22 protein-coding genes are annotated in these 23,524 nt (G+C 67.2%); 6 read left to right on the top strand and 16 right to left on the bottom strand.

Annotation, left to right across the window (positions count from 1 at the left end):
• Window positions 1-175 precede the first annotated feature (175 nt).
• From AC5P9F_RS01650 to AC5P9F_RS01660, 3 genes are all read left to right on the top strand, one after another.
• Window positions 176-1,894 (top strand): wall associated protein, encoded by a 1,719-nt coding sequence (locus AC5P9F_RS01650; RefSeq protein ID WP_227415825.1) that lies wholly within the window; start codon window positions 176-178, stop codon window positions 1,892-1,894.
• Window positions 1,895-2,074: 180 nt separating this feature from the next.
• On the top strand, window positions 2,075-3,718 hold the full coding sequence (locus tag AC5P9F_RS01655; RefSeq protein ID WP_005408605.1) for a catalase: 1,644 nt from the start codon (window positions 2,075-2,077) through the stop codon (window positions 3,716-3,718).
• A gap of 108 nt (window positions 3,719-3,826) precedes the next feature.
• Window positions 3,827-4,429 (top strand): DUF937 domain-containing protein, encoded by a 603-nt coding sequence (locus tag AC5P9F_RS01660; RefSeq protein ID WP_005408604.1) that lies wholly within the window; start codon window positions 3,827-3,829, stop codon window positions 4,427-4,429.
• A gap of 38 nt (window positions 4,430-4,467) precedes the next feature.
• On the opposite strand, the gene AC5P9F_RS01665 is transcribed toward AC5P9F_RS01660, so the two are convergent.
• Together AC5P9F_RS01665 and AC5P9F_RS01670 are read right to left on the bottom strand one after the other, a co-directional pair.
• Window positions 4,468-4,875 carry an RNA-binding S4 domain-containing protein gene (locus AC5P9F_RS01665; RefSeq protein ID WP_005408603.1) on the bottom strand — a complete coding sequence of 136 codons (408 nt, stop codon included), beginning with the start codon at window positions 4,873-4,875 and terminating at the stop codon, window positions 4,468-4,470.
• Between the two features lie 9 nt (window positions 4,876-4,884).
• Window positions 4,885-5,124, bottom strand: coding sequence for a hypothetical protein (locus tag AC5P9F_RS01670; RefSeq protein WP_005408602.1), 240 nt, complete (start codon window positions 5,122-5,124; stop codon window positions 4,885-4,887).
• A 62-nt stretch (window positions 5,125-5,186) separates the two neighbouring features.
• On the opposite strand from AC5P9F_RS01670, the gene AC5P9F_RS01675 reads away from it, so the two are divergent.
• Entirely contained in the window at window positions 5,187-6,647 is a 1,461-nt protein-coding gene (locus tag AC5P9F_RS01675; protein WP_495231880.1) for an MATE family efflux transporter, read from the top strand.
• A gap of 117 nt (window positions 6,648-6,764) precedes the next feature.
• Here AC5P9F_RS01675 and AC5P9F_RS01680 read toward each other — a convergent pair whose 3' ends face one another.
• From AC5P9F_RS01680 to ffh, 10 genes are all read right to left on the bottom strand, one after another.
• Window positions 6,765-7,175, bottom strand: coding sequence for a DUF1801 domain-containing protein (locus tag AC5P9F_RS01680; RefSeq protein ID WP_043035636.1), 411 nt, complete (start codon window positions 7,173-7,175; stop codon window positions 6,765-6,767).
• A 38-nt stretch (window positions 7,176-7,213) separates the two neighbouring features.
• Window positions 7,214-7,648 carry a DUF1801 domain-containing protein gene (locus tag AC5P9F_RS01685; RefSeq protein ID WP_005412655.1) on the bottom strand — a complete coding sequence of 145 codons (435 nt, stop codon included), beginning with the start codon at window positions 7,646-7,648 and terminating at the stop codon, window positions 7,214-7,216.
• Between the two features lie 80 nt (window positions 7,649-7,728).
• Window positions 7,729-8,109, bottom strand: a complete 381-nt coding sequence (locus tag AC5P9F_RS01690; protein WP_012479532.1) for a DUF6404 family protein — start codon at window positions 8,107-8,109, stop codon at window positions 7,729-7,731.
• Between the two features lie 82 nt (window positions 8,110-8,191).
• A complete protein-coding gene (rplS, locus tag AC5P9F_RS01695; protein WP_005408597.1) occupies window positions 8,192-8,593 on the bottom strand; it encodes a 50S ribosomal protein L19 in 402 nt (133 codons plus the stop codon).
• Between the two features lie 154 nt (window positions 8,594-8,747).
• Window positions 8,748-9,506 carry a tRNA (guanosine(37)-N1)-methyltransferase TrmD gene (trmD, locus tag AC5P9F_RS01700; protein WP_005412653.1) on the bottom strand — a complete coding sequence of 253 codons (759 nt, stop codon included), beginning with the start codon at window positions 9,504-9,506 and terminating at the stop codon, window positions 8,748-8,750.
• Between the two features lie 8 nt (window positions 9,507-9,514).
• Entirely contained in the window at window positions 9,515-10,027 is a 513-nt protein-coding gene (rimM, locus tag AC5P9F_RS01705) for a ribosome maturation factor RimM (protein WP_005408595.1), read from the bottom strand.
• 44 nt (window positions 10,028-10,071) lie between these two features.
• The gene (rpsP, locus tag AC5P9F_RS01710; protein WP_005408594.1) at window positions 10,072-10,332 is read right to left on the bottom strand and encodes a 30S ribosomal protein S16; all 261 of its coding nucleotides are present in this window, start codon (window positions 10,330-10,332) and stop codon (window positions 10,072-10,074) included.
• 97 nt (window positions 10,333-10,429) lie between these two features.
• A complete protein-coding gene (locus AC5P9F_RS01715; RefSeq protein ID WP_308680229.1) occupies window positions 10,430-11,242 on the bottom strand; it encodes an aminotransferase class IV family protein in 813 nt (270 codons plus the stop codon).
• The gene (locus AC5P9F_RS01720; protein WP_308680227.1) at window positions 11,239-12,315 is read right to left on the bottom strand and encodes an NAD(P)H-dependent flavin oxidoreductase; all 1,077 of its coding nucleotides are present in this window, start codon (window positions 12,313-12,315) and stop codon (window positions 11,239-11,241) included. Before AC5P9F_RS01720 ends, AC5P9F_RS01715 begins: the two co-directional genes overlap by 4 nt.
• A 91-nt stretch (window positions 12,316-12,406) precedes the next feature.
• Entirely contained in the window at window positions 12,407-13,783 is a 1,377-nt protein-coding gene (gene ffh, locus AC5P9F_RS01725; protein ID WP_005408591.1) for a signal recognition particle protein, read from the bottom strand.
• A 122-nt stretch (window positions 13,784-13,905) separates the two neighbouring features.
• On the opposite strand from ffh, the gene AC5P9F_RS01730 reads away from it, so the two are divergent.
• Entirely contained in the window at window positions 13,906-14,700 is a 795-nt protein-coding gene (locus tag AC5P9F_RS01730) for a cytochrome C assembly family protein (RefSeq protein WP_005408590.1), read from the top strand.
• A 97-nt stretch (window positions 14,701-14,797) separates the two neighbouring features.
• Here the strand turns inward: AC5P9F_RS01730 and AC5P9F_RS01735 are convergent, their stop codons facing one another.
• From AC5P9F_RS01735 to radA, 4 genes are all read right to left on the bottom strand, one after another.
• Window positions 14,798-15,262 (bottom strand): YqhG/Tai3 family protein, encoded by a 465-nt coding sequence (locus AC5P9F_RS01735; RefSeq protein WP_005408589.1) that lies wholly within the window; start codon window positions 15,260-15,262, stop codon window positions 14,798-14,800.
• A 92-nt stretch (window positions 15,263-15,354) separates the two neighbouring features.
• Window positions 15,355-17,661, bottom strand: a complete 2,307-nt coding sequence (locus AC5P9F_RS01740; protein ID WP_043034107.1) for a tetratricopeptide repeat protein — start codon at window positions 17,659-17,661, stop codon at window positions 15,355-15,357.
• A 48-nt stretch (window positions 17,662-17,709) separates the two neighbouring features.
• Window positions 17,710-19,566 (bottom strand): ATP-binding protein, encoded by a 1,857-nt coding sequence (locus tag AC5P9F_RS01745; RefSeq protein ID WP_012479525.1) that lies wholly within the window; start codon window positions 19,564-19,566, stop codon window positions 17,710-17,712.
• A 121-nt stretch (window positions 19,567-19,687) separates the two neighbouring features.
• Window positions 19,688-21,064, bottom strand: coding sequence for a DNA repair protein RadA (radA, locus tag AC5P9F_RS01750; protein WP_005408586.1), 1,377 nt, complete (start codon window positions 21,062-21,064; stop codon window positions 19,688-19,690).
• A 150-nt stretch (window positions 21,065-21,214) separates the two neighbouring features.
• Here radA and AC5P9F_RS01755 point away from each other — a divergent pair, with 150 nt between their 5' ends.
• Complete coding sequence (locus AC5P9F_RS01755) at window positions 21,215-23,272, top strand: putative bifunctional diguanylate cyclase/phosphodiesterase (protein ID WP_005412645.1); 2,058 nt, start codon at window positions 21,215-21,217, stop codon at window positions 23,270-23,272.
• The last annotated feature ends 252 nt before the right edge of the window (window positions 23,273-23,524 follow it).

A 23,524-nucleotide genomic window follows, 5' to 3' on the forward strand; every position in this document is an offset into this window, starting at 1 on the left:
GCCACGCAGACCGCCACAGGGGAGCTGGGGCGCCGTTCCGCACAGTCACTGAAACTGCGATCCCAGCGGCATGCAATGGGGCCGGGCAACATGCCGCGGCATCGAAGCGAGGGGATTCGATCACGAGGGAACGAACATGCGGCGTACGGTTCTAGCGTTGTTGCTGGTGTGTGGCGTGGCCGATGCACAGGAATTCGTAAGCAGCGAGCGTACCTACGACGAACGCCTGCGGGGTGCGCGGGTCGCGGCGCTCGGCGATGATCTGTTTGGTGATTCCCTAAACAGGAAGGATGGCACGCTGCAGTTCTCGCAGACCGATGTCGTGGTGCCGACCAGCAGTGGAATGCGGGTCGCATTCACCCGCACAACGCCGAAGCAGAAACAGGGACTGGATCGCGCTGCCGCCCCGCTGGGGGCGTCCTGGGAGATCGACGCCCCCTACATGATGGGCTCCTACGATCAACGCCGGGGCTGGAATGCGGCGGGCGGCGGCCGCTGCAGCGGCAGCAACCTGTCCCCGACCGAGTGGGTGGGCCCGTCACCGGACTTCAACACCCGGGTCATCCCGAAGCACACCTATTGGAGCGGCATCTTCATCAACCTCCCTGCGGTCGGTTATGAATCCCTTTTGCTGAAGGAAGCAGGGGCAAGCCTGCCCCAGGATGGGGCAACCTACATTGGCACCTCGGCCAGCCAGTGGCGCGTCAGCTGCCTGCCAGCCATCAGGAATGGAACCGGCGAAGGTTTTGTGGTGCGGACCACCGATGGCACCCGTTACTTCTTCGATTGGATGGCGGTCCGCGACCAGCACGACGTGCTGGCCAACGAGTACTATCGTGATGGCAATGGCAATGGCACATCGCAGCCCTACCTGCTGGTTCCGGTCGTCGATGTCTTCCTCTACGCGACACGTGTCGAGGACCGCCACGGCAACTGGGTCAGTTACAGCTACGACGGTGCCAACCCGACCCGCCTGCTGGCGATCATTTCCAATGACGGAGCCCGGATCGATATCGACTATGACGCGCAGGGCAAGATCGGCGCCGTCCGGGCCGGGGATCGCACCTGGCGTTACAACTACGTCGACAGCTACTGGGGGCGCACGCTCAACGAAGTCGTACTTCCCGACCAGTCGCGCTGGACCTTCTCCACCGACCGCCATGTGGGCGCCATGCCGTGGACGATGGTGCCCCCCGTCCTGAATCCAGGCTTCTACATGAATTCCTGCGCGCAGAATGCAACGGGATTCCGCTCGGAAGATGCCGGCGACCCGGCCTTCAACGATGTGATCACCATGCGCCATCCCAGCGGCGCACAAGGGGTGTTCTCGCTTCGCCAGTTGATCCACGGATCGGACAACACGCCTGGCAGCTGCGGCATCATCGGCACTAGTTCCTCCAACTTCGGGTTTGGCTCATTCGGCATTCCCAATGCCTACATGGCCAAGTCGCTGGTATCCAAGACCCTGTCCGGGCCCGGCATCCAGCCCGCCTCCTGGACGTACACATACTCACCACACTGGTCATTCACCGGTGGCTGCACCTCCAACTGCGTTTCAACAACCTGGGAAAACCGGCCCGACGGCGTGCAGGCCGAGTATGTCTTCGGCAACGACTACACCGCCAACATCGGCGACCTGCAGATCGAGCGCCTTCGCCGTGCCGGCCTGGTGGTACAGGAAACCCGGTATGTGAAGGCAGCCGCATCGGGGCCCTACCCCGCACGCTATGGAACGCAACTGGCGCCACGCGGGAATCCGCTGACCACCCAGATCCGGCCGATGCAGGACACCCAGCTGCGCCGGGACGGGATGCTTCATCGTCGTTATGTGGATGCATTCGACGGCCTAGCGCGCCCGGTGCGCATCGTCGAATCGAGCACTGCTGGCCCATGATCGGAGCGTGTCGGGATGCGAGCCGCCGGGCGACCGGAACAAGGCCCCGGCAATGAATTCCCGACAATCGATAGACAGAAGCTATAGAAGTGAATGATTCATTCGATTATTCATTTCATCTGGCCATAGCTAAAGTCGAGTGAAGATGTTCCACCCCGTCTTCACCCGCAGGAGCCAGCCATGAGCCAGTCCGATAACAACAGCCCCAAGTGCCCGTATCACACCGCGCCGTCGCCTGCGGAAGGCGCCCAGCAGCAGCGTGAACTGAGCACCACGCCCAAGCAGAAGCACGGCGATGATCCGGTCACGCCGATGACCACGGCCTTCGGCGCACCGGTGGTGGACAACCAGAACAGCAAGACCGCCGGCCCACGTGGCCCGCTGCTGATGGAAGACGTCTGGCTGCTGGAGAAGCTGGCCAACCTCAACCGCGAGATCATTCCCGAGCGCCGCATGCACGCCAAGGGCTCGGGCGCGTTCGGTACTTTCACCGTCACCCACGACATCAGCAAGTACACCCGTGCCAAGCTGTTCGAGAAGGTCGGCAAGCAGACCGAGATGTTCGCGCGCTTCACCACGGTGGCCGGCGAGCGTGGCGCCGCCGACGCCGAGCGTGACATCCGCGGCTTCGCACTGAAGTTCTACACCGAAGAAGGCAACTGGGACCTGGTCGGCAACAACACGCCGGTGTTCTTCCTGCGCGACCCGCGCAAGTTCGCCGACCTCAACAAGGCCGTGAAACGCGACCCGCATACCAACCTGCGCAGCGCGCGCAACAACTGGGACTTCTGGACGTTGCTGCCCGAAGCCCTGCTGCAGGTGACCGTGGTGATGAGCGACCGCGGCATCCCGCGCAGCTTCCGCCACATGCACGGCTTCGGCTCGCACACCTACAGCTTCACCAACGCCGACAGCGAGCGCTTCTGGGTGAAGTTCCACTTCGTCAGCCAGCAGGGCATCGAATCGCTGACCGACGCGCAGGCGCAGATCCTGGTCGGCCATGACCGCGAAAGCCACGGCCGCGACCTGTTCGCCGCAATCGAGAAGGGCGACTTCCCGAAGTGGAAGCTGTTCATCCAGGTCATGCCCGAGCTGGAGGCGGAAACCTACCGCATCCATCCGTTCGACCTGACCAAGGTGTGGCCGAAGAGCGACTACCCGCTGATCGAAGTGGGCCAGTTCGAACTCAACCGCAACCCGGTCAACTGGTACCAGGACGTCGAGCAGTCCGCGTTCGCACCGAGCAATCTGGTGCCCGGCATCGGCCCGTCGCCGGACAAGATGCTGCAGGCACGCCTGTTCGCCTATTCCGATGCGCAGCGCTACCGCCTGGGCGTGAACCACCACCAGATTCCGGTGAACGCCGCACGCTGCCCGGTGCACAGCAACCACCGCGACGGTGCGATGCGCGTGGACGGCAACTACGGCGGCCTGCCGCACTACGAGCCGAACAGCTACGGCCAGTGGCAGGAACAGCCGCAGTACCGCGAGCCGCCGATGAAGATCCGCGGTGACGCCGACTTCTGGAATTTCCGTGAGGACGACGCCGACTACTTCAGCCAGCCCGGTGCGCTGTTCCGCAGCTACAACCAGGCACAGAAGGACCGCCTGTTCGCCAACACCGCCCGCGCCCTGGGCGATGCGCCGGACTTCATCAAGCAGCGCCACATCGACAACTGCAGCAAGGCCGACCCGGCCTATGGCGCTGGCGTTGCCGCGGCCCTGAAGGCGCTGGCCAGCCAGCCGTCGGATCCGTTCAAGCCGGCGCAGCCGGAAGCGGACTTCCCCACCGCGACCCCGGGCGCCGAAGACATCGAGCTCTGATCGCCCTGCCCCGTGAACAGCACGCCGCCTCCCCGTGAGGCGGCGTCGCCGTTTTAACGGTCCGCGTCGTACCTTCTGCACGCCCCACCCCAATCAAGGATTCCGCAGATGAGCCTCACCGACGAACTTCTCGCCAAACTGCAGGGCGCCCCGCTGCAGCAGGTGTCGCAGCAGCTCGGCATCAGCGACACCCAGGCTTCCGGTGCGATCAGTGCCGCGCTGCCGGTGCTGATGGGCGCGCTGGGCAACAACGCCTCGCAGCCGCAGGGCGCGCAGGCGCTGCTCGGCGCGCTGCAGAACAACCACAGTGGGCTGGACCTGGGCAGCGTGCTCGGTTCGGTACTGGGCGGCGGTGGCGGTGGTGCCGCCAGCGATGGCGCCGGCATCCTCGGCCACATCTTCGGCGGCAACCAGCAGAAGGTGGAAACCGGCCTGGCCCAGGCCACCCAGCTCGACAGTGGCCGCACCAGCCAGCTGCTGCAGATCCTCGCACCGATCGTGATGGCTTTCCTCGCCCAGCGCCTCGGTGGCGGCCAGGCCGACGCCGGCTCGCTCAGCCAGGCCCTCGGCCAGGAAAAGCAGCAGGTGCAGCAGCAGGGCGGTCTTGCCGGCGGCCTGCTCGGCAGCCTGCTGGACCAGGACGGTGACGGCCAGCTCGGCGTGGGCGATCTGCTGAAGATCGGCGGCAGCCTGCTGGGCGGCAAGCGCTGAGCCAAGGGGGCGCCGGATCCGGTCTGGCGCCCTGCTGCTTACAACGCGTCGATATCGCCGAGCGCGCGGATCAACCGCCGTGCGCGCTTGTCCGGCTTGTGCTCCGGCGGCTGGAAACCATCGCGCGCCGCGATGCGCAACGCGCGCTGTTCGGCACGGCGCGCCTTCGAGGCCTCACTCTCGGCATACAACTGCTGCGCCGTCGGCGCCGGCCCGCGCTGGTCGCTCAGGCCCAGCACCTGGATCTCGAAATGCTCTTCGCCGCGGTCGACCTGCAGCTGCTCACCGACGCGCACTGCGCGTGAGGATTTCGGGCGCTGCCCGGCGACGCTGACCTTGCCGGTCTCGATGGCCTGCTTGGCCAGGCTGCGGGTCTTGAAGAAACGGGCCGCCCACAGCCAGATGTCCAGGCGGACACTGGGCGACAGCGGGGAAAGCTCGGTCATCGGCAGGGACTACTCCGTTCGCTTGTTCAGGGGACGCGGGTTGTCGGGGTCGGTGCGGCAGCCACTGCCCCCGATCAGGGTGGGAACGCCGGCGGAAAGATCCTGGCGCTGGCTGCCGACCAGGCACTCGGGGCGGTCGGTTGGCCGCACCTGGGTATCGCCCAGCCGGTCACCTGTCGAACATGCGGCCAGCGCGGCGCCGATCAAGGCCAGCGCCAGCCTTCGCTTCACCTGCAGTCGTTGACGCATTGCCACATCCCGCAAACCGGCTTGGTGCTAGTGTGCGCCTCCCGGGATTCGATCACCACTCCATGGCCAAAGCGCCGCTTGACCTGACCTCCGGCCCGATCGGCCGCAATCTCCTGTTGTTTTCCCTGCCGATCCTGGCCGGCAACATCGCGCAGTCGCTGAACGGTTCGGTGAATGCGGTCTGGGTCGGGCGCTTCCTCGGCGAGGCGGCACTGACCGCCACCGCGAACGCCAACAACATCATGTTCTTCCTGATCGGCTCGGTGTTCGGCTTCGGCATGGCCTCGACCATCCTGATCGGCCAGGCGATCGGCGCGCGCGACATCCCGCAGGCGCGGCGCGTGGTGGGTACCAGCGCCACCTTCTTCATCGGCCTGTCGGTGATCATCGCCATCGCCGGCTGGTTCATGGCACATCCGCTGCTGGCGGCGATGGGCACGCCGGCCACCTCGCTGCCATTGGCCGAGGCCTACCTGCAGATCATCTTCCTGGCGATGCCGACGCTGTATGCGTTCGCCTTCCTCACCGCCGCGCTGCGCGGTGCCGGTGACTCGCGCACACCGTTCCGTTTCCTGATGGTGTCGGTGGCACTGGACATCGTGCTGAACCCGGTTCTGATCTTCGGCATGGGGCCGTTCCCCGCGCTGGGCATCGCCGGCTCGGCCTGGGCCACGCTCGTCGCGCAGACGCTGTCGCTGGCCGGCCTGCTGCTGTACATGCGGCACAAGCGCCACACGTTGTGGCTGGGCCGCGCCGACATGCGCCTGTTCAAGCTCGACCTGACCATCCTGAAAGCGCTGGTGCTCAAGGGCGTGCCGATGGGCCTGCAGATGGTGCTGATCTCGCTGTCGGTGATCCTGCTGATGACCATGGTCAACCAGTACGGCACCGACACCGCCGCCGGTTACGGCGCTTCCCTGCAGCTGTGGAACTACCTGCAGATGCCAGCGATGGCGATCGGTGCGGCGTGCTCTTCGATGGCGGCGCAGAACGTCGGTGCGCAGCGCTGGGACCGCGTACGCGGCACCGCACGCCAGGGCGTGCTGTTCAATTTCCTGCTGACCGGCGCGCTGATCCTGCCGCTGGTGCTGTTCGATCGCCAGCTGCTGGCGCTGTTCCTGCCGCCGGCCAGCCAGGCGCTGGACATTGCCCGTCACCTCAACCACGTGGTGATCGGCTCGTTCCTGTTCTTCGGCGTCAGCTTCGTGATCTCCGGCGTGGTGCGCTCCACCGGCGCGGTGATCCCGCCGCTGCTGATCCTGGCCGGTTCGCTGTGGGGCGTGCGCGTGCCGTTCGCCGAGCTGCTGCAGCCGTATTGGGGCGCCGATGCGATCTGGTGGAGTTTCCCGGTCAGCTCGCTGGTGTCGATGCTGCTGTCGCTGGCGTACTACCGCTGGGGCGGCTGGCGCAAGGCGAAGATGATCAGCAAGCCCTCGCACGCCGAGGAACTGGCCACGCCGTCGGAAATTCCGGCTTGCCCGCCGTCGCCAGTGGCCGACCCGGATGCCGCACCGATGCGGTAATACCGGCCGCTGGCCGGCAACCTCATGGGCCAGTGAACGCCACGGTAGTGCCGGCCGCTGGCCGGCAACCTCACACCTCTCCAGCAGCATCGCGGCACAGCCGGCCAGCGGCCGGCTCTACCGCTTCTTCTTCTTCGCCGCGTTGAACGTCGCCGCCGCGCGCATCAACGCCTTGAACGCGGCGGCATCCGGCATCGCGCCTTCATGGATATCGATCGCGCGCCGCGTGTTGCCCTCCAGGCTGGCGTTGAACAGGCCCTTCGGATCGGCCAGCGCCGCGCCATTGGCAAACGTCAGCTTCACCGCCTGCTTGTAGGTCTCGCCGGTGCACAGGATGCCGTTGTGCTCCCACACCGGTGTACCCCGCCATTTCCAGGTTTCCTGCACGTCGGGCAGCGCCTCATGGATCAACGCACGCACGCGTGCCAGCGCTTCGCCACGCCAGTCGCCCAGTTCGGCGATGCGCGCATCGATCAGTTCGGCGGCCGGGGTTCCGGCATCGGCCGGGTTGGGTGCATGCGTGGCCATCAGCGGCTCTCGTCGGCAAGGAGATCAGAACGGTGGGCTTACATGTGTTCGCCGGGCAATGCCGCGGCCTGGCGCACCCAGTCAAGAAACCGGGCTTCATCCAGTACGCCATCCTGGGCAATGTGCAGGTAGCGCGTATCGGCACTCCTGGACGGCTCCGGCGGCACCGGTTTCAGCGCAGCGCCGCGGAAGAACGCCACCTTGATATAGCGGGTGAAGCAATGGAAGCTGAGAAACCAGCCTTCGCCCGCGGCCACCGCATACATCGGCGAGTTCCACTTCACCGCCTTGTGCACCCCGGGTACGGCCTGTTCGACCAGCGCATCCAGCCGTGCGCCGATCGGCCGCTTCCAGTCCGGCATCGCCGCGATATAGGCCTGTACCGTGGCATCGCCCTCGCCCTTGGCGATCTGCGGATTACCGCCTGACAACAGCTTGGGCGCAGCGGAAGGTGCGGTTCGCTTGGCAGGCATCGCACGGCACGTCCATCGGGATGATGCCGGCAGCCTACCGCGGCCTGTGCCGGGCGGTCACGGCGCAGTGCGCCATCGGCTCAGTCCGCCTGCCCCGCGCGGAACTGGCGCCACTCCGGTAATTTGCGGTGACGGCGCAGCGAGCGCATCAAGCCGGCCATCACCACGCCGAACAGCGCACCAGCCAACAGGCCGGCCGCCAGCAGCAAGGCCAGCGGACGCTCACTGCCCTGCCACAGCATCAGCCACATCAGTGCGGTCCAGAACAGCCCGAACAACAGGCCCTGCACCAGCGCATTGGTACCGAAGCCGGCCAGGATTGGCGGTGGCAGTGCGATGCCCATGCGCCACAGCAGGCGATGCAGCAACGGCGCCGACTGCACACGCGCCAGCCCCTTGCCGTCGAGGAAGCGCAACGCCGACTGGATCACGGCGGGATAGCGCGGGTTGATGTCGTTCATCACCTGATCGTGGCCGATGCGATGCCGGAAACGCAAACGGCCACCCGAAGGTGGCCGTCGCGGCAACAACCGAAGTTGTTTATCAGGCCTTTTCGGCCAGACGGGCAGCCTTGGCGGCAGCAGCGGCAGCCAGGTCTTCCTTGATGCGGGCAGCCTTGCCTTCCAGGCCACGCAGGTAGTACAGCTTGCCGGCGCGGACCTTGCCACGACGCTTCACTTCGACCGAGTCGATGATGGCGCTGTGGGTCTGGAACACGCGCTCGACGCCGTAGCCGTGCGAGATCTTGCGCACGGTGAACGAGGAGTTCAGGCCGGCGTTCTTGGTGGCGATGACGACGCCTTCGTAGGCCTGCACGCGCTCGCGGCTGCCTTCCTTCACCTTCACGTTGACGACAACGGTGTCGCCCTGGCTGAACTTCGGCAGTTCACGGGTGATCTGGGCGGATTCGAATTCCGCGACGATGGACTTGTTCAGCTTGCTCATGGGTTACACCGATTCTTGTTCGGGTGGGCGTGTCATGTAGACAACGTGGGCTCATGCAGTCACCGGACTGTGCTGCACGTTTGTTGTGGGTACTGCGCGCGCCGGCCTGGGCTGGCGGTAATTGGCCATGATAGCCGATAAAGCCGGCCCTGCGCTAGGGGTCGGCCTTCTGTTTCTGGGCCTGACGGCCCTGTTCCAGCAGCGTGCGGTCGGCCTTGCCCAGCGCCTGTTCATCCAGCAGGTCCGGGCGCCGCTGGGCGGTACGGACCAGCGACTGCTGGCGGCGCCACGCGGCGATGGCCGCATGGTTGCCTGAGCGCAGCACGTCCGGCACGTCGCCCAGAGGGTGCTGGGCCGGCTGGCTGTAGTGCGGACAGTCGAGCAGGCCCAGATCACCTTCGAAGCTGTCCTGGGCCGCTGATTCAGCGTCATTCAGGGCCCCGTCCTGCAGGCGGGCCACGGCGTCGATGATGACCGCCGCACCCAGCTCGCCACCCGACAGCACATAGTCGCCGAGGGAGATTTCCTCGTCGACATTGGCTTCCAGGAAACGCTCGTCGATGCCCTCGTAGCGGCCACAGAGCAGGACCATGCGCGGCAACGCCGCCAGTTCCCGCACCTTGGCCTGGGTCAACGGCGCCCCCTGCGGGCTGAGATGGATCACCCGCGCCGGGGTCGGATCAGCATCGCGGATCGCCTGCAGGCAGGCCTGCAACGGCTCGATCAGCATCACCATGCCCGGGCCGCCACCGAATGGACGGTCGTCCACCCGGCGGTAGTTGCCTTCGGCGTAATCACGGGGATTCCAGCCATGCAGGCTGAACAACCCCTTCTCCTGCGCGCGCCCGACCACGCCCAGTCCGGCGGACTGGGCGAGGAACTCGGGGAACAGGGTGATGACGTCGAAACGCATGCTCACACTCAGAACTCGGGATCCCAGTCGACCACGACCAGGTTGGCCTCGAAATCGACCGACTTGACGAAGTCCGGCTGCACGAACGGGATCATCCGCTCGCGGTCACCCCGGACCACCACCACGTCGTTGGCGCCGGTGCTGAACAGGTGCGAGACCTGGCCCAGGGCAACGCCCTCGGTGGTCTTCACGTCCAGGCCTTCCAGGTCCACCCAGTAATACTCATCGGGCTTCGGCGGTGGCAGGGCACTGCGGGCCACGTAGATCTCGGTGCCGCGCATCGCTTCAACGGTATCGCGGTCCTCGACGCCGGGGAACCGGGCGACCAGGTGCTTGCCACTGTCGCGGCCACGCACACCTTCAATCGTGGTTTCCACGCCGGACGGGCTGCGCACGATCCACGGCTGGTAACGGAAAATGGCGGAACGTGGCTCGGTCCAGGACTCGAGCTTGATCTCGCCGCGCACACCAAAAGCGCCGACAACCCTGCCCAGCAGGATGCGGCGCTCGATATCTTTCATCTGCTTCAACCAAGAGGGCCACGCCGAAGCGTGGCCCGTCAGGATCAGGCCGCAGCGGCCTGGGACTTGGTCGCTTCCTTGATCAGGTTGCGGACCTTGTCGGTCGGCTGGGCGCCGTTCTTGACCCAATGGTCAACGCGGGCCAGGTCCAGCTCGATGCGCTTCTCGCCGCCCTGGGCGACCGGGTTGTAGAAACCAACGCGCTCGATGTTGCGGCCGTCGCGCGCACTGCGCACGTCGGTGACGATGATGTGGTAGAACGGACGCTTCTTGGCGCCGCCGCGGGTCAGTCGAATCTTGACCATGGTGTTTTTCCTATTGCCCAGTCGCCAGGATGGCGAGGTAAGCGGGCGATTATAGCGGCAGAGTCCGGCCGAGCCAACCCCGGGGGTTCGCTTGGGGTCAGATCGCTTTTGCGCCGCAAAGGGGATCTGGCCCCAATCTGTCCCAAGGCACTGCCGCCAGCACCGCCCTGCCCTGTTCAGCCAGCGCCTGCGAGCTTGGCAGGAGATGCCCGTCGATGGCCTCCAGCGCCCACAGGCCGCTGGCGTTGCAGGCAAAAGCGGCCTTCACACTGCCCAGTTCAGCCAGCGCCAACGGCCGCGTCAACTGCGCATCGGGCCAATGCCGCTTCAGCAGCGCTTCGGCCGTACCGCGCAGGGCCGGCGCCTGCGGCCAGAGCAGCCGTTCACCATCGTGCACGGCCAGGTTCCAGGTGCTGCCTTCACTCACGTCGCCATCAGCGGTCACGAACAGCACATCGTCGAATCCTTCGGCCATCGCCGCGCGGCGCTCGGCGAACAGGCCAAACGTGCCCACGTGCTTGATCTGCGGCATTTCGCGCTGCCAGACCACGCTGCGCACGCGCTTGGGCGCGATCAGGGCCACCGGCGCTGATACTGCCACCAGCACGTCCACCGGCACCGCCGCCAGCGGGTTGCGGAAATCGAACCGGCGCGAGTACACCGTCACCCGCAGCGAGGCATCGGCCAGGCCGGCCTGTTGCAGGGCCTGTGCCATCCAGGTCTGTACCTGCACCGTATCCAGCTCGCTGCCGAACAGTTCACGCGTCGCCTGTGACAGCCGCGCCAGATGCAGGTCCAGTCCCTGCACCGCGTGGTCGCGCACCTGCAGCGAGGTGAAATGGCCGTAGTTGACCAGCGCCGGCAGCAGATCCTCGACCTGTGCCGGCAGGCCGTTGCAGGTCACCGTCATCGCAGCAGCGCCTGCGCCTGGCTCCACATGCCGCGCAGCACGTCGGCGGCCGGCTGTGCCGGCGCCATCCACGCCGACTGCCCGGCCCAGGCCTGCATCGCCGCCAGGCGGTTTTCCTGCGCGGCCTGCCTGCGCATCGGCGCGGTCAGGCCGCGCTGCACCGGGTACGGGCGTGGCGGCGGGGCGCCTTCTGCGGCAGCGGCGCGCACATAGGCGGTCGCCAGGCCGCGGCCCAGGCGGCCGCTGAAAGCGCGGGTCGGCCAGGTGTCTTCCGGTTCGCTGGCGGCCAGCCCATCGGCCCACGCCGAGGCGATCGCGGCTTCGGGCGTGCGCAGGAACGCGGTGCCGATCTGCACCGCGCTGGCCCCCAGCGTGAGCGCGGCCGCGATACCGCGGCCATCGGCGATACCGCCGGCGGCAATCACCGGGATCTGCAGGTGATCGGCCAGGCGCGGCAGCAGCGCGAACAGGCCGACCAGCTGGCGCTCGGCCATCGCCGGATCGAACGCACCGCGATGGCCGCCCGCTTCCATGCCCTGCGCCACCACCGCATCGGCACCGGCGTCCTGTGCTGCACGCGCTTCGGACAAGGTGGTCGCGCAGGCGATCCAGGCAATGCCGGCATCCTTCAACTGCTGCACGTGGCGCGGCAGCAACACACCCATGATGGTCGAGGCCACCGCCGGGCGTGCGGCCAGCAGTGCGGCGAACTGTTCTTCGAAGTCGGCGGGCGTGGCATCGGCGGCGCTGGCCGGCACGTCCGGGCCCCACTGCGTCAGGAAGGCGCGGCTGGCAGCCTCGGCGGCAACGTCACGGGTCGGCACCGGATCCGGCACCCACAGGTTCACCTGCGCCGGGCCATTGGAAGCGGCGCGGAAGTCATCCATCCAGCGGCCGATATCGGCGGCCGGCGACAGCACCGCACCCATCGCGCCCATGCTGCCGGCATTGGCCAGCGCGGCCGACAGCGGCACCGGGCAGGCACCGGCCATCGGTGCCAGCAGGATCGGAAGCTGCAATGAAAAACGCCGACAGAAGGTGTCGGCGCGTTCAAGAATCGGCGATGCATTCACGCGACATACCTGTTGGAGAAGTCGCCATCCAGCATACGCCAGTCATTGTGACCGGGGCCGCGTCGCAATGCGCGCCGGCCCCGTCGCTGCATCAACGGAACGGCATGCCGCGGCCGCCCATGGCGCCCATCATGCCCTTCATGCTGCGCAGCATGCCCTTCATGCCGCCGCCGGCCATCTTGCTCATCATCTTTTCCATCTGCATGTACTGCTTCATCAGCTTGTTGACGTCAGCCGGCGTCACGCCCGAGCCCTTGGCGATGCGCGCGCGGCGCGAGCCGTTCAGCAGGTTCGGGTTGCGCCGTTCCTTCTTGGTCATCGAGCTGATGATGGCGATCATGCGCGGCACTTCCTTGCCCTGGCTGACCTGCTGCTTCAGATGGTCGGGGATGTTGCCCAGGCCCGGCAGCTTGTCCATCAGGCCGCCGATGCCGCCCATGTTCTGCATCTGCTCGAGCTGGTCACGCATGTCGTTCAGGTCGAACTTCTTGCCCTTGGCGACCTTCTCGGCCAGCTTGGCCGCCTTGTCCTTGTCGACCTGCTGCTCGACCTGCTCGACCAGCGACAGCACGTCGCCCATGTCGAGGATGCGGCTGGCGATACGGTCCGGGTGGAACACGTCCAGGCCTTCCGGCTTTTCGCTGACGCCGACGAACTTGATCGGCTTGCCGGTGATGTAGCGCACGCTCAGTGCGGCACCGCCACGGGCGTCACCGTCGGTCTTGGTCAGCACCACGCCGGTCAGCGGCAGGGCATCGCCGAAGGCCTTGGCGGTGTTGGCCGCGTCCTGGCCGGTCATGGCGTCGACCACGAACAGGGTTTCGGCCGGGTTCACCGCAGCGTGCAGGGCCTTGATCTCGGCCATCATCGCTTCGTCGATGGCCAGGCGGCCGGCGGTATCGACCAGCAGCACGTCGACGAACGACTTGCGCGCGTCGTCGATGGCGGCACGGACGATGGCTTCCGGCTTCTGGTCGGCACTGGACGGGAAGAACAGCACGCCGACCTGCTCGGCCAGGGTCTTCAGCTGTTCGATCGCGGCCGGACGGTAGACGTCGGCCGAAACCACCATCACCTTCTTCTTGCGCTTTTCCTTCAGGTGCTTGGCCAGCTTGCCCACCGTGGTGGTCTTGCCGGCGCCCTGCAGGCCCGCCATCAGGATGATGGCCGGCGCGGGCACATTGAGGTTCAGGTCGCTGGCTTCGGCGCCCATCACCGCGGTCAGCTCGTCGCGCACGACCTTGATCAGCGCCTGGCCCGGGGTCAGCGACTTCAGCACTTCCTGGCCGACCGCTCGTACCTTGATGCGCTCGATCAGGGCCTGCACCACCGGCAGCGCAACGTCGGCTTCGAGCAGCGCGATGCGCACTTCGCGGGTCGCCTCGCGGATGTTCTCCTCGGTCAGGCGGCCACGGCCACGCAGGCGCTCGATGGTGCCGGAAAGGCGCTGGGTCAGGGACTCGAACATGCGGCGCAACCTGTCTGAAAGCGGGGGACAATAAGGCAGACAGTATAACGGGTCCGGCTGTCTCCCCGGACTGCGGCCACGGGGCCGTCGCCACCACCGCAGGGGTGTGCGAAACTGCAACGATGACAATCGTTCTCATCGCCGTCCTGCTCTACCTGGCTGCCAGTGCCCTGCTGGTGCGCGCGCTCGGCCGCGATGAAACCACCGGCTCGCCCACCTGGCTGTGGCCGGCCCTGCCGGCGATGCTGCTGCATGGCAGCTACCACGTGATGGTGGCGATGCGCACCAACGGCGGGCCGGACATGCACTTTTTCGCCGCGCTGTCGCTGGTCGGCCTGGGCATGGCCTGGCTGACCTCGCTGGTCGGCGCACGCGGGCGGATGTCGGCGCTGGGCGTGGTGGTGTTCCCGCTGGCTGCCGTGCTGCTGCTGGCCTACCACGGCTACGGCCACGAACCGAGCAAAGTGCTGGGCTGGCGCCTGGCCAGCCACGCCTGGCTGGCGCTGCTGGCCTACGCCACGCTGAGCATCGCCGCGCTGCTGGCAATCATGCTGTGGCTGCAGGAACGCGCACTGCGTCGCCGCGAGTTCCGGCCGTGGCTGCGGGCGCTGCCGCCGCTGGCCGACCTGGAATCACTGCTGTTCCGGGTGATCACCGTCGGCTTCGCGCTGCTGACCCTGACCCTGGTCACCGGTGTGCTGTTCGTCGATGACCTGCTGGCACAGAAGCTGGTGCACAAGACTGTGCTGAGCGTGCTGTCGTGGGTCGTGTTCGGCGTGCTGCTGGTCGGCCGCCGCCGCTACGGCTGGCGCGGCATGAAGGCGGTGCACTGGACGCTGGCGGCAATGCTGTTGCTGCTGCTGGCGTTCTTCGGCAGCCAGTTCGTGATCGAACTGGTGTTCGGGCATACGCGATAGAAGCGTGCCGACCAACGGTCGGCACCCACCACATCACCTGGTAGTGCCGGCCGCTGGCCGACAACTGGACCGCACCCTGTGTGGATGCTGCCGCCGGTCAGGGCACCGGCTGGGCCAGGATCTTCCGCACCGAACGGCCGCTGTTGGTGAGGATGTCATCGACCTGCCAGCAGCCCTGGCCCTGGCGCACCATCGGCAACCGGGTCACGTAGGCCTTTTTCCAGACCAAATAGCGCATTTCCACCTGGCCAGTGGTCGCCGAGGCCTCTTTCCAGCTGTAACGCACGGGGCTGTCGATGTCGCCATCCTGCGCATCCAGCCACGGATCGGAATCGATCGTACAGATGCCCTCCTCGCGCTGCTGGCAGGCACGCTCATCACGCAGCGCCTTGCCGAAGGCCGCGCTGACCAGCGCGGCCGGCGGATCCAGCAGATCACCGTTGCCGGTCGTCGCCTCGTAGAAGGCGCGGGCCACAGCCGCAGGCTCCCGGCAGGCGGGAGCAGCCTGCACGGTGGGGGCCAGCAGCAGCCCGGTGATCACGAGCATCCCTGTCTTTCGCATGTATTTCTCCTTGAGGGAGTGCCGGCCGCTGGCCGGCACTACAGGATATCCCGGTGCTGCCGGCCAGCGGCCGGCACTACCCGATACCCGGCTTACAACCCGTAACGCTCGATCACGTCCAGGTGCGGCTGGCGATCCTGGTTGCAGGCTTCGGCCAGGCGCAGCCAGCAATGCGGATGCGGCCACGTCGCGGTCTGCTGCTGGAGGAAGCGGTGCAGCGCCAGCGGTGCATGGTCCTGCGGCTGGGCCACGGTGAACAGCAGGCCGGGCAGCGTGCCGTCTTCCACATCGGGGTCGGTGACGGTGTAGTCCGGGCGGCTGTGCGACCACACCTTCCAACCCTGTGCTTCGGCCGCCTCGACGAAGACGTTCCAGGCCTCTTCGCCCGGGTGCGCGCCATCGATCATCCAGCTGCGGGCGTAGCCGCCGCGTTCCAGCACATGCACCTGCGCATAGGTCGGGATGAAATGCTCGCGTGCTTCCTCCTCCTCGGGTGCCGGATGCACCAGCGCGGCATCGAACACTACCCAGTCGCCCACCTGCTGGGCGCGGTTGGACGGCGCGTTCTCGACGATGCGCGCGGTCACCGGTCCGCTGCGACGGGCGTAGTACTCCATCGGCTCACCGTTCTCTTCGCTGCGGATGATCACCCAGCCCCACGGCTCTTCGACCACGCCTTCCTGGCTGGACAGCTCCATGCCGATCGCCTTCGCCGAGCGACGCACGGCGTCCCAATCCCGCGCCGCGCTGGCGGCACTCATGTGGTCCCAATGCGCGGCATTCGGCTCTTCCAGCAATTCAACCAGCTGCGCGTAGCAGGCCTGTGCTTCGCTGAAGCGGCCGGTTTCCATGTACATGCGCGCCAGCGTGCCGCGCGCGCCGTGCGAGCCCGGAGACAGCTCCAGAAGGGATCGGGCCGCCTGCTCCAGCGCCGGCCAGTCGGACACGCGGCGTGCACGCTGCACCTCGCACCAGTGCGCGAACACCGGCACGCTGCCACGGTAGAGATCGGCCAGCTGGCGCAGGCCATCGTCGTCGCCCTGCTCAGCCAGCCAGCGCATCAGCGTGTAGGCCGCGGGACCATCGTGCTGCGCATGGCCGCGTACGAACCGCCACAGCAGCGCGCGCGCCTCGGGCTGTGCGCCGCAGGCATTGAGTGCGCTGGCCGCCATCTCGGCCAGCGCCTCGTCATCGGGCAACTCGGCATGCGCCTGCAGCAACCACTGCGCTTCGCGCTCGGGATCGCGCGACTGGTTCTGTTCGCCCTGCGCGTCCAGCCATGCCAGCAGCTCGCCCGCCGGCACCGGCAGCGGTGCGACATCCGGCAACGCGTCGATGCGCGCGGCCAGGCCGGCCACCAGCGCCGCAGCACCACGATCCTGGCGCAGCTGCGCCAGATGGGTGCGGGCCAGTTCCAGCTGCCGCAGTGCCACCCAGCGCGCGCCACGCTGCAGCGCCAGCTCCAGGCTCAGCGCTGCCACTTCGATCAGCAGGCGATGCGATCCGACCCGGGCAAAGTGCTCGATGATCGTGTTGAAGCGCGTGCCCAGATCCCAGGTGTTGCGCGCAGGATCCCGCTGGCAGAGCGCGGCGGCGGTGTTGGCCCACAGGCGCCAGTAGTTCGGAGTCAGCTCGCTCCACGGCACCAGCTGCTGCAGCGCCTCTTCGTCGCGGCCCAGCTGGGCCAGCGCCCAGGCCTTGGACAGGCGGCGCGGCACCGTGCAGTTGGCCGGCTCGTACTCTCCGGACGCAGCAACTTCGGCCTCCCGCTTTTCGATCAGCGCCAGTGCCTCATCGGCACGGCCCATTCCCAGCAGGATCTTGATCTGCATCTCCGGGAAGCTGTCGAACACTTCCTTGCCACAGGCCTCCACGGCATCGGCCTGCGCCTGCAGGTAATCCAGCGCCGCCTGGCCACGACCATCATCGAGCAGCGCATCGGCCTTCTCGCAGCTCAGGCACTGGAAACACGCCCAGCTCGGGTCGATGCGACCCAGTGTTTCATCGCAGACCTCGATGCGCTCGGGCACCCAGCCCGGGCCATCGATGTTGCCATAGCAGGCAGCCAGATCCTGGGTCACGCAGATCGACTGCGGGCATTCCAGCGTGTCCTCACGGTGCGCACGTTCGAACAGCGCCACCGCTTCGCCCAGCGCGCTCTCGCCTTCGACGCGGTTGCCGACGCGGTTGCGCAGCGCCCAGTGGCCGACATAGACGTCGACCCACGGGTTGTCCAGCGCCTTGCCCAGCGCACGCGCTTCGGGCAGCAATGCATCGACGCGGTCGATCTGCAGTTCACTCACCTCGTCGGCGAGACGGTTCAGCAGGTGCGCGTTCTGCGCCTGGCCGGCCTGGCGCAGGTCACCCTGCAGTTTTTCGACCCAGTTCCAGATGTCCATGGGGTAAGTGCTCCTGTCTAGCGAAGGCTGGATGAGAAGATACGGTGCTCAGCGCAGCATCTGCTGCAGGGCACCGGCGATATCAGTAAAGGCGCCGTTGAGATCCGGGCCGGGCGTAGCGTTCGCGCGTGCCAGCGGGCGGCCCTGCGCGGCGACGATGATCTTCAGTGAGCGCAGCAGACGGGCTGCGGCTTCGGCCTGTGGATGCCCCTCGCGCTGGGCGCGCAGCAGCGCCTGCACTGCCGGGTTATCGAGATTGAGGTACAGCCGCGACGGCGCGCGCGACTCGATGCGTGCGGTGAACTGCCGGGCCAGGCGCAGCGCGGCCATCGACACGCGCTTGTCGTTCTCGTCGTCTTCCAGGCGCTGCTTCAGCTCGGCTTCGCGGTCGGGCACCACCACCACCGGCAGCGACTCGGGGCTGAAGCGTGCCGGCAGCAACTGTTCGCCGTCGCCCAGCTGCTCGCGCAGCCATGCCAGCTGCGCCTCGTCGAGGCTGTCATCGCTTCGGAACAGTGCACGGTTACCCTGCTCGGTCCCCAGTTCAACCAGGCGCAGGCCCTTGGCCTGGGCCCAGCGACGCAGGAACGGCACGACTGCATAGCGGTGGCCATGCGCGACCGGTACCCCCATCGCGCGGAACAGCATCTCCTCGAAGCCACCGCCATTGTCGAGAATCACATGCACGGCACCACGCGCCGGCAGCGCACTGGCCGGCAGGTCGCCCTGCGAAGTCGGCACGCGCACGTGCTCCAACAGCAGGTCGAACAGGCGGTCATCGCACAGCGCCGCGCCCAGCAAGGCCTCATTATGGCGCGTGAGAACGCGTCGCCAGGCTTCCGGCTGCTGCCGTGCGACGTCGGCCAGGCCATCAATCAGCGCCTCCAGCAGCGCGTGCTGCACGGCCCGGTACTGGTCATCGCGCTGCAGGTCTTCGCGGCTGGCGGTGGGCGTCAGCCGCGAGGATTCGATCACCCCGCCGATGAAACCGGCCCACGGCGGCAGCAGGTCGCGCGCATCGTCGTCCAGCAGCATGCCGCGCACGAACACCGAAAGATTGCGGTTGTCACTGGTGCCGTAGGTAGCGCCATCCTGGACCCACAACAGGCCGGTGGCATCGCTGTCGCCATCCGCGCGCAGTGGCACGGTGACGATCGGCTCGAAATCGTGCTCGAAGCGCGCAGCGAACTGCAGCGCCTGGCGACGCGCCTGCACCGGATGCACGACGACGTCACCCTGGCTGCGCCACGGCGGCGGCTCGGGGTTGAGCGCCTCGGCCGCAGCACCAATGAAGATCGGCTCGGACAGCAGCGCGCAATAGCGGCCCAGCACCTCGTGCAGGCGCGCCTCGTTGGCCAGCGGCAGGAAATCCGGATGCAGCTCCAGTTCCACCTCGGTGCCAACCGCGCGCGCCGGCATTTCGCTGACGGTGTACTGCTCGGCATTGCTGGACACGTACAGATGACCCAGTTCCGGCGTCTGGTACGAGGTGGTACGCACGCTGACCCTGCGCGCCAGCACGAAGGCCGACAGGAACCCGAGGCCGAACATGCCGATCAGGCCTTCATCGTCCTCCCCGCCCTGGCGCAGGCCCCGGGTGTAGCCGACGCCCACGGTAGCCAGGTAGTCATGGATTTCCTGGCGGGTCAGGCCGGCACCGGTATCGGTGATGCGCAGCACGCCGGCAGCGGCATCGACCTGCACCGAGATGCGCGACGGCACTTCGATGCCAGGCTGCTCGATGCGGCGACGGATGATCGAGTCATGCGCGTTCTGCACCAGCTCACGCAGCGCCACCACCGGGGTGGAATACAGGTGCTTGCCCAGCACCGTCATCAATCCATTGAGATCGACCCCTGCGCGACGGATTTCGGCGTTGGGGGCGGTGAGCGTGGTGTCCTGCATGTAATCGTTTACTCCTGGGCACGGAAAGACGCCAGAGGGCGCCTTCGTCGAGCGGGAAAAACTAGCACAGGCAGGCTGACCGTTGCCGTATACGACGCTTGTAGAGGCAGAGCCCCGCGCATCACGCCGCGTCGATGGCCTCGGACAGGCGCTCCACCGCGATCACTTCCATGCCCTTCACCGAACCGCCCTTGGGCGCGTTGGCCTTGGGCACGATGGCGCGCTTGAAACCATGGGTGGCCGCCTCGCGCAGGCGGTCCTCGCCGTTGGGCACCGGGCGGATCTCGCCGGACAGGCCAACCTCGCCAAAGGCAATCGTCTTTTCCGCCAGCGGCCGGTCCTGCAGCGAGGACAGCACCGCCAGCAGCACAGGCAGGTCGGCCGCGGTCTCCTGTACGCGGATACCCCCGACCACATTGACGAACACGTCCTGGTCGCCGACCAGCACGCCGCCGTGACGGTGCAGCACTGCCAGCAACATGGCCAGGCGGTTCTGCTCCAGGCCGACCGCGACACGGCGCGGGTTCGACAACGGCGATGCATCGACCAGTGCCTGCACCTCCACCAGCAGGGGCCTCGTGCCCTCGCGGGTGACCATCACGCAGCTGCCCGGCTGATGGGTGCTGCCGCCGGACAGGAAGATGGCCGATGGATTGGAGACTTCCTTCAGGCCCTTGTCCCCCATCGCGAACACGCCCAGTTCGTTGACCGCACCGAAGCGGTTCTTGAACGCGCGCAGCAAACGGAAGCGGCTGCCGCTCTCGCCTTCGAAGTACAGCACCGCATCGACCATATGTTCGAGCACGCGCGGGCCGGCGATGCCGCCCTCCTTGGTCACGTGGCCGACCAGGAACACCGCGGTGCCGGTCTCCTTGGCGAAACGCACCAGCCGCGCCGCGCTCTCGCGCACCTGGCTGACCGAACCCGGCGCGGCGGTCAGGCTCTCGGTCCACAGGGTCTGCACCGAATCGGCCACGATCAGCCGCGGGCCCGCCCTGGAGGCATGCTGCAGGATCGACTCGACGCCGGTCTCGGCCAGCGCGTTGACCCCATCCAGTGGCAGTTCCAGCCGGTGCGCACGACCGGCCACCTGCGCCAGCGACTCCTCGCCGGTGACGTACAGCACCGGCAGTTCGGCCGCCATCTTTGCCACTGCCTGCAGCAGCAGGGTCGACTTGCCGATGCCCGGGTCACCGCCGACCAGCACCACCGCGCCCTCGACCAGGCCACCGCCGAGCACGCGGTCGAACTCGCCGATGCCGGTGCTGACCCGGCGGTGCTCGGTCTGCTCCACGTCCTTCAGCGCGGTGATCTTCGGCGGATCGATCTTGCCCGCCCAACCCGCCCGGCGCGACGCCGGCGCCTTGGCCGCCGCCGCGCTCTCCAGCACGATTTCCGACAGCGAGTTCCAGGCGTTGCACTCGGTGCACTGGCCCTGCCACTTGCTGAATTCGGCGCCGCATTCATTGCAGACGTAGGCGGTGCGGGCTTTGGCCATCGGATGATTTCCAGCAACGGGAACAGGCGTGGCAGGATAGCCGAGCCGGGTCGCAGGTGCTGCGACCGCTCAAGTCCCGCCTGCCCGCGCCGATAGCTGTCGCGGGCGTGCGCCTTGCGGGCGCCCCCTCCCTCCCCCTCTGGATTCAACATGACTGGCAGTTACAGTCAGAGCCTGGTCGCCATCTCCCTGCTGGTGGCCATTCTTGCTTCGTACACGGCGCTGGACATGGCCGGCCGCCTGGCCACCGCCGAGGGCCGCGTGGCCCGCTGGTGGCTGGCCGGCGGCGCGGCGGCGATGGGCCTGGGTATCTGGTCGATGCATTTCATCGGCATGCTGGCCTTCGACCTGCCGATTCCGGTCGGCTACGACCTCGGCATCACCCTGTACTCGCTGGCCGTGTCGATCGGCGCCTCGGCCTATGCGCTGTGGCTGGTGTCGCGGTCCAGCCTGCCCTGGCGACGTCTGCTGGCCGGCGCCGTGCTGATGGGCTTGGGCATTGCCACCATGCACTACCTGGGCATGGCCGCGATGCGCATGCAGCCGGGCATCGACTATCACCCGGGCTGGTTCGCTGCCTCCATCGCGGTTGCCATCGGCGCCGCCGGTGCGGCGCTGTGGATTGCCTTCCGCCTGCGTGCCGAGCAGCGCAACACCACGCGCCTGCGCCTGCTCGCCTCACTGGTGATGGGCCTGGCCATCGTCGGCATGCACTACACCGGCATGGCCGCGGCGCGCTTCCCGGAGGGCAGCATCTGCGGCGCGGTCGGCAGCGGCGGCATCGACACGCGTTGGCTGGCGGTGCTGGTGATCGTCACCACGGTGGCGACCCTGGGCATCGCCCTGGTGGCCTCGCTGTTCGACCGGCAGATGCGCGTGCGCACCGGGCTGCTGGCCGATTCACTGGCACACGCCAACGACAGGCTGATCCAGGCCGCCCTGCACGACCCGCTGACCCAGCTGCCCAACCGCATGCTGCTGCAGGACCGCATCGAGCAGGCCATCGAGAAGGCGCGGCGGCGCAACCAGGCGGTGGCGGTGATGTTCTGCGACCTGGACGGCTTCAAGGCGGTCAATGATGCGTACGGACACCAGCTGGGAGATCGCCTGCTGGTGGCGGTGGCGCAGCGTATCGGCGGCCTGCTGCGGCCACAGGACACCTTCGCCCGCCTCGGCGGCGACGAGTTCGTGATCGTGCTGGCCATCGATGTTCCCGACGATGCAGTGGTGGTCGCCGAGCGGATCATCGCGGCGGCGGGCGAACCGTTCCTGCTGGATGCAGCCGAGCTGCAGGTCAGCGCCAGCCTGGGCATCGCCCTGTATCCGGCTGATGCCGGCAACGAGCGCGAGCTGATGGCACACGCCGATGCGGCGATGTACCACACCAAGGAGACCGGCCGGAACGGCTATACGTTCTTCACCCCCTCGATGCAGCTCAGTGCCAACCGCCAGCTGCGCCTGCTGCAGGACCTGCGCAAGGCCATCGCCCGCGACGAGCTGGTGCTGCACTACCAGCCCAAGTTCCCTGCCGCCGGCGCACCGGCCACCGGCGCCGAAGCGCTGCTGCGCTGGCAGCATCCCGAGCTGGGCCTGCTGGCGCCGGATGTGTTCATTCCCATCGCCGAACGCAGCGGTCTGATCCTGCCGATCGGTGACTGGGTACTGGACCGTGCCTGTGCACAGCTGCGCGCGTGGCACGATGCCGGACATTCCGAATGGTCGATGGCGGTGAACCTGTCACCGTTGCAGTTCGCCTCGCCGGCGCTGCTGGACAGTGTGCGCGAAGTGCTGCAACGGCACCGCATCGAGCCGGCGTGCCTGACCCTGGAGATCACCGAGACCACGGCGATGAAGGACGTGGACGCCAGCCTGGCGATTCTCAACGACCTGACCGCGATGGGCGTGCACATTGCCATCGACGACTTCGGCACGGGCTATTCCAGCCTGCTCTACCTGAAGCGCATGCCCGCCACCGAACTGAAGATCGACCGCGCGTTCGTGCACGATCTGGAATGCAATGAAGAGGATGCCGCCATCGTCTCGTCGATCATCGCGCTGGGGCGCACCCTGCAGCTGCAGGTGGTGGCAGAGGGCGTGGAGACGCAGGCACAGCGCGAGTACCTGAGCGAACTGGGGTGTGATCAATTGCAGGGTTACCACCTGGGCCGACCAATGGACGCCGAGGAGTTCCTGCGCCGGGTGGGGTGAGACCCCATCCACGCATGGCGTGGATCTCCTGGTAGAGCCGGCCGCTGGCCGGCTTCCCGCAATTGCCGGCCAGCGGCCGGCACTACCACCCTGTGCCGGCCATGCCAGGCGGGATGAGGCCGATGGCTTTGGGGTCGGATCCCTTGCTGCAGGCAAGGATTCAGACCCCATCCACGCATGGCGTGGATCTCCTGGTAGAGCCGGCCGCTGGCCGGCTTCCCGCAACTGCCGGCCAGCGGCCGGCACTACCCC

Source organism: Stenotrophomonas sp. YJH_SMC_4 (assembly GCF_059371575.1).